We start from the raw sequence: 12,887 nt of genomic DNA, 5'->3' as shown, positions 1-12,887 counted from the left end.
TCCAAATAAACACAAAAGCCCTAGCCTAAACCGCTAGGGCTTTTGTGTTTATACGCTTCGCGAAAACTTATCTCTATGTCAGTCAATAAATGCTCCTCCAATATTGACGCTTTCACCCTTACATGGCGATCACCCGCCGCTATGATTGGTCAACAATAGCGGCCATGTATTTTTAATATTTGACACATTCCTGTACCTTGCCCCCAGCTACGCAAAACATTGCTCTGTGCGACTCACCATCGAAATGCTGCGCATTTTAGGCAACGATGACTCGCTCCTATGTATTCCCTTCGGGGATAAAAGAAAGTAGGCTATAGCCAAGCGCCTAGCATGGTCTGGAAAAGAGTCTTGTGCAGATATAACGAAGCCAGCTGAGTAAGCTGGCTTTTTTGCGTCTGGAATTTACATGTTTTAGCGTTTTTGAAACCGTTTCATTATTTGAAATAACATTAAGCTGTGAAGTGGGAATGGTTTACTGGGCGCTTTTTAATGAGCTTAAGTTTTACTAAGTTCTAATTTTACGAACTGAATAGAGCCGCCAGTTCATGTGTGGTACTAAGCTAGCAGTTTTAAATAGATAAACTGAAGCGGTATGAGTCACTCTTTGTTGATTTTAGCTTTGAAGCTGGCTTTGGTATTGTCGTTAGCTTGTTTGTACCAGTAATCAAGCATTTGACTGATTTCAGCTTGGCTAGGTGCGGTTGTAGATGTCACTGAAGTCGTTGGCTGAGCTTTGTCATCTACCGCTGTGGCAGCTGACGACATCACTGCTGGTGCTATCAAGTTCGTGGATGTGACTGCTGCTGTTTGGCGTATTTGTGGCTGGCTTGCCAATACTGGTGCAATGACGTCGTTTGCTTGTGTTGTCGCGGTATTCATAGTGAGATTTAATGAAGCCGGAAGATTGCTAAGGTTGTACTGCAGTATCTCGTGTTCGAAATCCCGTCCCAGTTGGATCCCATTCTTAATCAATTTATCGCTGGTAAAACTCACGGCTTCATCTTGAGCATTTGATAGTGTCAGCTTGGGTGACTCATCAAATTTCTTGGCATCTCTGGCTGAGTTGATGGCGGGAAGTGTCAGGGTAAGTGTTTGTGCTGACGCATCAAAACGGACGATGAGCACGTCGGATAGATAATGCACTGAGTCAGCTTGCTGCCGGTATTGCGCGGCATAGCGAAAGGCTATCTGATTGATACCATCGGCTAAAACGAGGTTGCTACTCTTTACGGCTGGTTTGCCATTGACCGTTAACACTTCAGCATTTTTAGGCAGATTGAGATTAACATCGGCCGTTGCAGGCTGCACTGCAACCAGCATTAACGCGGTGGCACATAAGATTGATTGATATTTCATAAGCTTTCTCTGTTGTTGCGAGGACGTCGCTAAATAATAAGGTAGATATTTGGCGACACGCCGTTTATAGCGCGCAGATTAGCGTTAATTTAATCTGTAGGGAATAAAAAAGGCTCACGAGGAGCCTTTTGAGGCGATATTTCGGGATTGAACGCTTATTTGGTTAGGGTGATGCTATAAACGGCGAAACCCAGTTCATCCTTGCTGATCTTCTTCATTTCACGTTGTTTATTGGCTTCGATAAAGGCAGCGGCTTTGTCACTGTCTTGGGTTTCGAAGCGAACGTCTAATGTGACGTTGGTCGTGATGGTTTTGAAATCCCAGTTGTAATCGGCACTTGGATTGACCATACCTTCGTACTTACCCGTGGTTTCGTTGTATTGAGATTGCGCTGTGATATAAGCCGCTAACGCTTCACGGTTGGTATCGGGCAGTTCAAGCACGACATGGTCGCTACCCGTACCGGCAAACTTACCACCAAAGGCACGATAGTTATTTGAGGCGACGATAAACTCTTTCGCGGCAAATTCTTCACCTGTGATGACTTTGCCATTTTCGTCTTTATAGCTTAAATCAACGATACGGTTTGCGTTGGCATTAACGACGGCGCAATCGCGGTCAAACTTGTTCGGTTGAGTGACATCAATTTTGTAAGTTAAGCCATCGAGTACGTCGAAGTTATAGGTTGGATGGCCATCCCAGTTGATTAACTCTTGTGGGGTGGTTTTTGCTGGGTCGATTTGATTGAACTGGTTGGCTGAGCACTCAAGCCAATCTTTCAATTCGGCGCCCGTTGCTTTGACTGCCACCATAGTATTGGGATACAGGTACAGATCGGCGGCGTTTTTGAAGGTCAGTGGACCTTTATCGACTTGCACAAATTGATCGGCATCGCTGGTTGTACCGTGGCGACCGCCCGCTTTAAAAGGTGCAGAGGCTGACAGTACTGGCAGCCCTTTTAATGCTGCAGGTAATTTCGCTTTCACGTTAGCGATTTGCGCATCGGAAACGATTTGTACCGTAGGGTCGTCTTGCACTAAGGTAAGGAAGCTATACATGTCCGCCGCGGCGACACCGATAGGTTCATCCACAAAGGCGAGGGTACCTTGGTGCTCTGCTGCGACAGCATCTTTAATTGCAGGATCTTGGCTAACTAACTCTTCCTTAGTTGCACCATTATAGATAGGGCGAGCTTGCGTTTTCGCACTAAGGACATGCCACTTGTCATCTCTACGTTCGAGTTTAAAGTCAACCACCCCTAAGTTATCACCCCAACGACCTGGCATCACTGCGGGAACGCCGTTCAGTAGACCTTTTGTGACATCGGTATTGGGCAAGTCAGCATACTTAGCATCTGGGAAGATAGAGTGGCTGTGACCGAATAGAATCGCATCGATACCGTCAACATAAGTCAAAGCGTAAGTGGCGTTTTCAGCCATAGGATCGCCAGGATTTTCCGTTGAACCAATGCCAGAGTGTGGAATGGCGATAATGATATCGGCCCCTTTGGCTTTCATTTCGGGAACATATTTTTTCGCGGTGGTAACGATATCTTCAACCGTTACTTTACCTGTCAGGTTTTGCTTATCCCACAATAGAATTTGTGGTGGCACAAAGCCAATATAACCAATGTTAATGGTTTGATTATTGCCTTCGCTGTCGATAATATTTTTTTGTTTAATGATATAAGGGGTGAATAAATGCTCACCTTTTTTCACCTCTTTCCAGCAACCCTTATCGTCGGCGCAATAAACGTTTGAGTTGATATAAGGGAAATCTGCACCACTAATGGATTTATTTAAGAAGTCTAAACCATAGTTAAATTCATGGTTACCGATATTACCGACTTCATAATCTAATAGGTTCATGGCTTTATAAGCAGGGTGAACATCGCCCATTTGCAGGCCAACTTTGGCCATATAATCGCCCATAGGGCTGCCTTGTAGCAGATCGCCGTTGTCGACGAGGACGCTATTCTTGGCTTCGCTGCGTGCAGCGTGGATCAAGCTTGCAGTGCGGGCAAGACCGATTGTGGGATCGTCTTTACCACTGTAGTAATTGAAATCCATGATATTTGTATGCAGATCTGTGGTTTCGAGTACCCGTAAATCGGCTTGAACGACTTTGTCGTCATCAGAATTACAGGCGCTGACACCAAGGGCGGCAGTGATCATCACTGCGAGTATTTTCTTATTTAACATAGTTATCTCTATTTATATTTATTTGACCCCAACGCATGTTCCGTCAAGAGCATGCCCATCATCCCGTTAATTCAGCGTCATTTAACTGTTATGTTAATTTGTCGCTAAGTTAACGAGCGGGAATTATAAAGACATTTGATGATCTGAATGTGACATTAATCGGAGAAAAGCTGTTTCAAATTGTGACCCAGAGTGCGTCTGCCTAAATAATGAGCCATTTGGCCTGTGTATTTGTTACATTGAGGTTTAAATAAGTACAGCAAAAAGTTTATTAAGAAGAATTAATATTTGTTATAGAAACGGTGTTTTATTTGCTTATGCTGCTTTCTATGTTGAGAATATTTGGCTTAAAAAATCCAATTGGATTGTTTTAAATAATTCTTTTTACATTGAATTTTAGCTAATCCTCATCACCTTTGCTTGCAAGCACTTAGCAAGGATCGCAGCACATTAGGTGTAGCTAAGCGTTGGCATAAGCACATATAGACTCGAAATACACATAAAGTGATACAAATTCGCGCCGCTGCGGCGGGGTAAAACTTGGCTGAAATGCGCGTAACTTGTTAAGGTAGCTCATCGAAATTAACGACCGTAGCAACAAGCGTTCGTTAATTCAGACTGTTTTAAACTGAAAGCCAAAATCCGTTAGCGCGCACCTTTCACCTTAAAAATACAAACGAAAGGGCAGCAACATCCAAGGGAGTTAATATGCGTAAGTCCGTTATTACCACAGCCGTGGCCGCGGCTTTGTTACTTGGCGCTTGTTCAGACAAGCCAGCCGCCAGTGCCAATGAAGCTAAAAATGCCGTAGCGACTCAAACTGCTGCTAAAGCAGAAGCAACCAATGTGTTGCTGAGCAAGAGTCCACTGCAGGATCAAGCGCCACAATTTAACCTTATCCATACGGCAGATTATGCTCCTGCCTTCGAGCAAGGCATTAAAGCCCATGATGCTGAAATCGCTGCCATTGTGAATAACAAGCAAGCGGCCAGTTTTGACAACACCATTCTGGCGATGGAAACCTCGGGTGAATTATTAACGCGGGTGTCGCGGACCTTCTTTAATCTCGCCGGTCTGATTTCTGATGATGATTTCCAGAAAACCGAAGCAGATCTTGCACCTAAGCTATCTGCCCATCGCGATAATATTTATCTCGATCCGACGTTATTTGCCCGTGTTGAAGCGGTATATCAACAAAAAAGCAGCTTAAATGCGGAAGATCAGCGTTTAGTTGAATACTACTATGAGCAGTTTGTTCGCGCTGGCGCGAAATTGTCGGCTGAAGATAAAGCTAAAATGCGCGGCTTTAACGCCGAGCTTGCAACCTTAGCGACGGACTTTTCACAAAACAGCTTAAAATCATTTAAAGATGATGTGATTGTTGTGACTGATAAAGCCCAGTTAGCTGGTTTATCTGACAGCGAAATCGCCACCTTAGCCGCTGCCGCCAAAGCTGCTGGAAAAGAGGGCTATTTGATTACCTTAGTGAACACGACTCGCCAGCCTGTGCTTTCTAGCCTGAGCAACCGTGAACTGCGCCAAAAAGTGTGGGAAACCTCGGCGCACAGAGCCGTCGCAACCAATGGCCCATTGATTGTTAAAATGGCGCAAATTCGGGCTAAAAAAGCCAATTTACTGGGGTTCGATACTTGGGCATCCTATGCGGTTGCAGATCAAATGGCGAAAACCCCCGCCGCTGTGTATGAAATCCTCGATGATTTAGCGCCAAAAGCCTTAGCACGTGCCAAAGTGGAAGCGGCTGATATTCAAGCTGAAATCAAAAAGGCGGGCGGTGATTTTGAGCTGCAACCTTGGGATTGGGCTTATTACGCCGACAAAGTGCGTCAAGAGAAATACTCCCTCGATGAAAGCAGTATTAAGCCTTATTTCGAGTTTAATACTGTGCTGCAAGACGGGCTGTTTTACGCTATGCATAAACTGTATGGCATCAGCTTAAAAGCGCGTACCGATTTACCCGTGTGGAATCCCGATGTCTTAGCCTTTGAAGTCTTTGATAAAGATAACAGCTCTATTGGCTTATTCTACCTTGACCCTTATGCCCGCGAAGGCAAAGGCGGCGGCGCGTGGATGGATGAGTTCGTCACCCAAAGCGGTCTGCTTGGCACTAAGCCCGTTGTTTATAACGCGCTGAATATTCCTAAGCCAGCCGATGGCCCAACGTTAATGACCTTCGATGAAGTGACCACTATGTTCCATGAAATGGGTCATGCGGTTCACGGTTTATTCTCGCAGGTGAAATACCCAAGTGTTGCTGGCACATCAACTGCACGTGACTTTGTTGAGTTCCCATCCCAGGTTAACGAAGATTGGAATATCGACCCAGCTGTGATTGCTAACTATGCCAAACACTACAAAACGGGTGAGCCCATTCCTAAGGCGCTGCTCGATAAAATCTTAGCCTCAAATAAGTTTGGCCAAGGTTTTGATACCGTTGAGTATCTGTCGGCTGCCTTGTTAGATATGGAATGGCACTCTATCAGCGCCGTTACTCAAATTAGCGATGTAGAGAAGTTTGAGCACCAAGTGTTAGCTAAACATGGCCTTGATTTTGCGCCAATTCCACCGCGTTATAAATCGAGCTACTTTAGCCATGCCTTCTCCGGTGGTTATTCCGCAGGTTATTACGCGTATTTGTGGACCGAAGTGTTTGCCGCCGATGCCTTTGCCTATATGGGCGAGCAGGGTGGATTGAAAGCCGATAATGGTGACAAATTCCGTAAGGAAGTCTTATCTAAAGGTAACAGTGAAGATCTCATGCAAGATTACATTCACTTTACCGGTAAAAAACCGACAACCGATGCACTGTTAAAGCGCCGCGGTTTAGTCGACTAATCGATTCGTTGTAAAAAGGCCCAAAGGCTTGTTAAGGAAACCTAGCAAGCCTTTTTATTGATATCGGGGCGGATTTATTCATCATTTTTGTTTCCGCCGGATACTCTCCAACCCTATTCTCATCGATTGAATCAGGATACATCTACAATCCCTCAATGGAATATAACGCCATATGCAACAGTGGATAAGGTTTACCCTGTCCATCAACGGGTGAGCGACCCGTTACTGAAAAACCAATATGTTGGTAAAAACCTAATGCTTGTTGATTCTGCTCATTAACATCCACCTTTGTGGCTCCTAGTTCTTTAATGGCATGTGTCGCTAGCATGGAACCAATACCTTTTCCGCGCGCGTCAGGTGAGATGAACAGCATTTCAATATTGCCATCATGTACGCCGCAGAATCCGAGTATTTCTCCATTGTCATTTTTAGCGCACTTTAAGTGAACGGCATCAAAATACTGTTCGAGGAGCAGCGGCTTTAATTGTTGTAGATCTTCTTCTGCTAAAAAGTCATGGGTTGCTCTTACCGATGCTTCCCAAATATCGAGCAGACTAAGATGATCTGCTTTTTCTACCATCTCAATATTCATCATATAACTCTATTGAAGATTTAATGTCGCCTAAGCGGTGAATTAAAGTGGGTTAACATGTGAAGCGGGAACGTACCAACCTTTACGAATCCGCCTTTAAAAAGGATATGATTACGGATGAGAACCGCAGTAACCTTGTCGACAATTATGATAGAAAAGTTATGTTTTTCAAAATTTATCTGACATCGAGACCTAATTGCTCATCGTCACCCATTATCTTTTTTAGGTTATATTATGGCGTGTTGTTAATGTTTTCTAATGATAAATATACTTAAACTAATATCAGATAATAGAGCTTGTATTTACTGTGTTTACTTAAATATTCTTTTTGCTAAGCTTTGTCTAAACACGATTGGATCCTTGCGTAGAGTTTCGTAAAAGGCAAGGAAGGTTAGATATTTAGCAGACGACATTAACCAGTTCGCTAATAACGGAAAAATAACAAAGCAGAGAAAAATCCAGGTTTGTTTGTGTTCAAGTACGAATAAAAACAGTAAGTAACAAATGAGTTGAAAATAGACGTTTATTTGATTGATTTTAACTGCTCGAGGTCTACCTCGTATAATTAATACATTTGGTATAACAATACTCAGGGTCATGATCACTATACTTGATGCGAAAAGGATACCATACTCTTCGTTTGTTAATTTACCGAATAGCGTTTCAATCGTAAGGAAAAGTAAAGGGCCGATAGCACCCGCACCAAACATAAGGAACATGATGACTGCAATACCAACGACAAACACGCCGATAGATAAGTCATGTTTCTCAAAAAAATTATCTGACATAGAATCTGAATTCCTTATAGCTGACGATTGTTATATTGTATATTTATCCACCTGTACGCCTTATTGCGAAGGCTAAAGCTGGTACTTACTGTATCTTTACATTCTCGTAATATTAATCGAATGGGATATTAGTGGCATAAAGGAATCATAGGGAATATTCATGGTCTATAAAAACCACTTCGGCACCAATTGTATTTGGGTCAGCATCCAGAGCTTTGAATATTCGAGTGGTATTGAGTTCGTTCTGTCATCGCAGTGTGAGCAGTTTTTCTTTATTTGCTTGAAATGGAGAGCTTAGTAGGGCATTAGACATAATCATTTCCATTGATAATTTTAAAAATATCCTTATATGCGGCAACACAGTACTAAAATATTGAGCCAATTAATAGGTTATTGTAGAAGTTGCTGAATAAAATTATAAGAAAACGGGAGCCGAAGCTCCCGTTGTTTATCTTGCCTTTGGCAAATGATTAGCGATTACTCTGCCAGTAATCCACGGCTACGCAGTAGCGGCTCGATACCGGCTTCTTTACCGCGGAAGTTTTTATACATCAGCATAGGATCATCGCTGCCACCTTTCGACAGGATATTATTACGGAAGGAATCCGCAGTGGCCTTGTCGAAAATGCCGTTTTCTTTAAAGGCTTCGAAAGCATCCGCGCCTAAAATATCCGACCACAGGTAGCTGTAGTAGCCTGCTGAATAACCGCCTGCGAAAATATGCGAGAAGTAAGTGCTGCGATAGCGTGGGCTAATTTCTTCAATCAGTCCCATTGCCGCTAACGAGTCCGCCTCAAACTTGGCCGCATCCTTTGGCGTTGTATCGGTTAGTGTGTGCCAATCTAAATCGAGTTTAGTGGCCGCCATGTATTCAACGGTGGCAAAGCCTTGGTTGAACTTACTGGCCGCTTGGATTTTTTTCACTAGCTCTTGCGGGATCACTTCGCCAGTTTTGTAGTGCTTGGCAAATTGGGCTAACACTTCTGGCTGGGTCATCCAGTTTTCATTCACTTGCGATGGGAACTCAACGTAATCGCGAGGTACGGCGGTGCCACCCTGTGAGCGATATTCCACGTTTGATAACATGCCGTGTAGGGCGTGGCCAAATTCGTGGAATAGGGTGCTGGCTTCATCGAAGGTCAGCAGCGCTGGCTCATTGCCCGCTGGGCGAGGGTAGTTCAATACGTTAACAATAATAGGTTTAGAATCAATGCCATTCATATGGTATTGCTTGCGGAAAGAGTTCATCCAAGCGCCGCCACGTTTGCTGTCGCGGGTGAAATAGTCACCCATAAAGATGGCCATCAGCTTGCCGTCTTTATCGTAAACTTCCCAAGTACGGACTTCTGCATTGTATTTGGGTAAGTCGGTACGCTCTTTAAAGGTCAAACCGTATAAACGGTTAGCCGTGTAGAACACGCCTTTTAGTGTACTGTCGAGAGAGAAATACGGGCGGGTTTGTTGCTCGTTAAAGCTGTACTTAGCGACACGAATTTTGTCAGCATAGTAATCCCAGTCCCACGCTTGCAGCTTAAATTTACCACCTTGTGCGTCAATCATGGCTTGCATATCCTCCACTTCGGTTTTGGCTTGGGCCAATGCCGCTGGCCATACTTTGTTGAGCAAGCCGTAGACGTTTTCTGGTGTTTTAGCTGTGCGTTCTTCTAACACGAAATCCGCATGGGTTTTATAGCCCATCAGTTGAGCACGTTCGGCACGCAGGGCGGCAATCTTCGCGAGGATAATCTTGTTATCGTTGGCGTTATTGTTGTTACCGCGCTCGATATAGCCTTTGTAGAGTTTTTCACGTAACTGGCGATTATCGGCATAGGTTAAAAACGGCGTAATAGAAGGGCGAGACGTGGTAAATACCCACTTGCCTTCATGGCCGCGTTTTTTGGCGGTTTCAAAGGCGGTCGCAATCACATCTGCGGGTAAACCGGCGAGATCGGCTTTGCTATCAACCACTAATTCGAAGGCATTGGTTTCGGCTAATAGATTGTCACCAAAGGTTAAATTGAGTTTACCGATTTCTTCGTTCAATGCGCGCAGTTTGGTTTTATCTTGTTCGCTTAAGTTAGCGCCGCCACGGGTGAAAGATTTATAGGTATCTTCCAACAATTTGGCTTGGGCCGTGCTGAGTTTTAGGCTGTCTTTCGCGTCGTGAACGGCTTTGACTTTTTGAAACAGTTTGTCATTGAGCAGGATATCGTCTTCGGCGGACGATAACATAGGCGACACTTCTTTGGAGAGTGCTTGCAATGCTGGCGTAGTATCGGCGCCTGTCAGGTTAAAGAAGACGTTAGAAACGCGGGTCACTAGATCGCCAGAAAACTCCATGGCTTCAATGGTATTGGCGAAGGTGGGCTTTGCTTTATTATCAACAATCGCTTGAATTTGCTCGTGTTGCTGAGCCACGCCTGCTTTAAAGGCTGGGAGGAAATGCTCTGGCTTGATCTTATCAAAGGCCGGAATTTCCATAAGCGTATCATAGGGTTTGAAGAATGGATTGGTCGCATTCTGACTGATAATCTGCGCTGACACGGCATTGGGCGCTGCGCTTGCTTGAACACTGGCTTCGGGTTGTTGTGTGCTACATGCGCCCAAAGTTAAGGCTAAAGCGATGGCACTTAGCGTGAGCTTAGCCGTGCGGGCTTGCGGTTTAAGGGTTAGTCCCTTCATTATTTGTTCCCCGTTAGGTCGATTATTGTTATGGGTGATTGTTTGATGGTGGCCATGGATTTCAGCAAATATTGAAGTCTACGCGCGGCTAAAACCATTAATTTATCTTAATGTGACTGTTTAACATGTATCGGACTAGGGGTTCCATCGATTTTGTGTTTAGTTTGTAACAAATGTTTTGTTTCAGGCTTTTAAGCAAAATAATATGGCAAACTGGCTGCGGCTGTTATCGCGTCTCGGTGAGCTTTATTGGCAAGGTCATGGGTCAAGGCTGTAGTCGAAGATGATAGCCGCAAACACGTCGCAGATGACTGGTATAAGCAACACGTTGCAGTAAACCAGCTTAATCCATTTTCAACCGTCTCTTGCAGTACGGTCCTAAAACACGAATAACAATAATAGGATCTTCTATGTCTCAATCTGGTATTCAAAATGCTCGCGTGCGTCGAGCGTTATCCTTGGCATTACTGACTGCGTCCAGCTGGGTTATGCCGCAGTGCATTGCGGCGCCAGCGCCAGCAACAACAGCGGCTAACACAAACGTCCTCCAGTTAAGCCAAAATGCACTAAAGGTCGCCGATTATGCGGTCGCAAAATACGATGCGGCTATGGTGCAGAGTTTGACTCAGTTGGTGAGTTTTAATACCCAAGCGGTTGAAGGGCAAACGCCAGATACCAATCCCGCCTTTGTAGGCTTTAAGTCGAGTTTGAAACAACTCAGTCAGGAGCTCGGGTTAGATTATGCCGATCATGGCTATGTGGTGTTGATTGGCTTAGATGCCAATTCGGCTGTAAACAATGAATCTAAAAAGTTAGGCATAGTCACCCACGGCGATGTGCAACCAGCTAATCCTGCCTTGTGGGCGCAGAGCCCTTATCTGCTTGATACTCAATCGGAACCTGGCAAACTGATTGGCCGCGGCACAGAGGATGACAAGGGCGCCATTGTCACTGCCATGTATGCGATGAAGGCGATTAAAGATAAACACATTAAGCGAGATAGACGCATTGAACTCTTGGTTTATCTTGCTGAAGAGTCCGACTGGGAACCACTGAAAACCTTTTTAGCCAGCTACACGCCAGCGGATATGAACATTACTATCGATGCCGAATACCCCGTGGTCACCGCCGAGAAAGGCTGGAGCAAGATTACCTTTACAGTGCCCAATATTACGATCTCCAATATAGAAGCTAAAGCAGAGGCTTCAACCCAAACTCCCACGTTAACGGCTTTCTCTGGCGGCTATTTTGCCAGCCAAGTACCGCAGCAGGCCGAGGCGGAAATTGAGGCGGTTTCACCCGCATTACTGACAAAGTTACAGACCAGAAGAGCCGCCGCGCAGCAGGGGATGAAATATCGTTTTGAAAACCATTGCGTCGATAAACAGTGCAACTTGCATATCTTTGCCGACGGTAAAGCCGCCCATTCATCCACTCCTGAAGATGGAGTGAATGCTGTGACCCATTTGGCGGCATTGTTAAGTCCCGAATTGAATGATAAACCTTGGCCGAAAACTAGCGCATCCTTAACTGTCGCCGCCATGAACGAGCTGGTGGGGTTAGGCATTTATGCCGAGCAATTTGGTGACTTAGCCTATAAAGATGATTTTATGGGACCGCTGACTCTGGCCCCAACTGTGGTGGTGCAAACGCAGAAGGGCACTGAGGTGACCATTAACTTGCGTCGTCCCGTCGGTAAAACACCAGAGTTACTCGCTCAGCAAGCCCGTGAAGCCTTAGCTTTGTGGCAGGATAAACACCAAGTGCAGCTTGCTGATATCGAAAGTTATTGGGGTGAGCCTATGGTGATGAAGGACGCGCCGCAGCAACAAACCCTGCTCGACGTGTTTGCCCACTTCACTGGCATAGTCGACCCTAAACCCGTTGCAATCGGCGGCTCAACCAACAGTAAATTATTCCCCAATGCCTTAAGTTTTGGCCCTGCAATGCCGGGCGTGAAATACACTGGCCACACCGAAAAAGAGTTCATCACCCATAAGCAATTTATGCTGAATCTAAAAATGTACACCGCAGCGTTTATCGAGCTATCGGCGGTTAAATAGTGAACTCTACCATTACAAACTTCGTTTGAATTCTTTAATCACAATCAAAGTCGTGGGGCTTCACCCCCTGATGTTTAATTAAGAGTCGACCAAGGAGGACTGCTCGTCCTATCCTCCTTGGATGCTCCAAGACGCCCCCAACGGAGTTGAAAGCCCCTTGTGCTCATTGACAAATTTGCTATCGCTTACGAAGGATGCGTCCCTGCACCTGCGAAAGCTAGCTCGCCATATATGGACCCATCCGGTTTGCAAGACATTCGATAGCGATTTTGAGAAGAGTTCATTGCACCCATATATCCGGCCTGTTGTTGAGGGATTCCTCTGGCCCTGATGGATATCTGCTTCTACTGTC

7 protein-coding genes are annotated in these 12,887 nt (G+C 45.1%); 2 read left to right on the top strand and 5 right to left on the bottom strand.

What is annotated here, in order from left to right; all coding sequences use genetic code 11:
- Positions 1 to 597 precede the first annotated feature (597 nt).
- Both FW758_RS23240 and FW758_RS23235 read right to left on the bottom strand, forming a co-directional pair.
- Positions 598 to 1,356: a DUF2057 domain-containing protein gene (locus FW758_RS23240; protein ID WP_446446666.1), complete on the bottom strand. Its 759-nt coding sequence runs from the start codon at positions 1,354 to 1,356 to the stop codon at positions 598 to 600.
- Positions 1,357 to 1,511: 155 nt separating this feature from the next.
- The gene (locus FW758_RS23235) at positions 1,512 to 3,557 is read right to left on the bottom strand and encodes a bifunctional 2',3'-cyclic-nucleotide 2'-phosphodiesterase/3'-nucleotidase (protein ID WP_446446665.1); all 2,046 of its coding nucleotides are present in this window, start codon (positions 3,555 to 3,557) and stop codon (positions 1,512 to 1,514) included.
- 708 nt (positions 3,558 to 4,265) lie between these two features.
- On the opposite strand from FW758_RS23235, the gene FW758_RS23230 reads away from it, so the two are divergent.
- Complete coding sequence (locus tag FW758_RS23230) at positions 4,266 to 6,410, top strand: M3 family metallopeptidase (RefSeq protein WP_446446664.1); 2,145 nt, start codon at positions 4,266 to 4,268, stop codon at positions 6,408 to 6,410.
- A 142-nt stretch (positions 6,411 to 6,552) separates the two neighbouring features.
- Here the strand turns inward: FW758_RS23230 and FW758_RS23225 are convergent, their stop codons facing one another.
- The 3 genes from FW758_RS23225 to FW758_RS23215 form a co-directional block, all read right to left on the bottom strand.
- On the bottom strand, positions 6,553 to 7,002 hold the full coding sequence (locus tag FW758_RS23225; protein WP_446446667.1) for an acetyltransferase: 450 nt from the start codon (positions 7,000 to 7,002) through the stop codon (positions 6,553 to 6,555).
- A 311-nt stretch (positions 7,003 to 7,313) separates the two neighbouring features.
- Complete coding sequence (locus tag FW758_RS23220; RefSeq protein WP_446446663.1) at positions 7,314 to 7,790, bottom strand: hypothetical protein; 477 nt, start codon at positions 7,788 to 7,790, stop codon at positions 7,314 to 7,316.
- A 477-nt stretch (positions 7,791 to 8,267) separates the two neighbouring features.
- Positions 8,268 to 10,472 carry a M3 family metallopeptidase gene (locus tag FW758_RS23215; protein WP_446446662.1) on the bottom strand — a complete coding sequence of 735 codons (2,205 nt, stop codon included), beginning with the start codon at positions 10,470 to 10,472 and terminating at the stop codon, positions 8,268 to 8,270.
- Positions 10,473 to 10,882: 410 nt separating this feature from the next.
- Between FW758_RS23215 and FW758_RS23210 the strand changes: the two genes are divergently transcribed.
- Positions 10,883 to 12,535, top strand: a complete 1,653-nt coding sequence (locus FW758_RS23210) for a dipeptidase (protein ID WP_446446661.1) — start codon at positions 10,883 to 10,885, stop codon at positions 12,533 to 12,535.
- The last annotated feature ends 352 nt before the right edge of the window (positions 12,536 to 12,887 follow it).

This window comes from Shewanella sp. 1180_01 (assembly GCF_052850535.1).
Note: the sequence above shows the minus strand (reverse complement) of the source record. Positions and strands in the feature narration are given on the sequence as shown.